The sequence below is a fragment of the Azohydromonas lata genome, from assembly GCF_034427735.1.
In the GTDB taxonomy this organism is placed as follows: Bacteria; Pseudomonadota; Gammaproteobacteria; order Burkholderiales; family Burkholderiaceae_C; genus Azohydromonas; species Azohydromonas lata.
Map to the genome: position 1 here is coordinate 1 of NZ_JAXOJX010000287.1, position 222 is coordinate 222.

Below are 222 nucleotides of genomic sequence, written 5' to 3' on the forward strand. Positions count from 1 at the left end.
GCGAAGACTCCGTGAGATTGCTTTGTGTGGTGTTCGGTGACCCCCGCCGGCCAACAACGGCGCGGCGGGGAGGCGCAAGGCGCGCTGGCGGAAACTCAGACTCAGGCGGCGAGCTCAGCGGCGGTCTTGCCGACCTGGCTCTCGTCGATGGCGTCCATGATCCCGTGCTCCATCAGCAGGTCTTCGAGCTCGTCCATCGTGATGGGCGAGGGGATCACGCCG

Annotated in this window: 1 pseudogene; it reads right to left on the reverse strand. The window is 66.7% G+C overall.

From position 1 onward, the window contains the following. Positions 1–101: 101 nt before the first annotated feature. Positions 102–222 (reverse strand): annotated as a pseudogene (gene nifH / locus SM757_RS35420) (nitrogenase reductase); the annotation flags it as partial.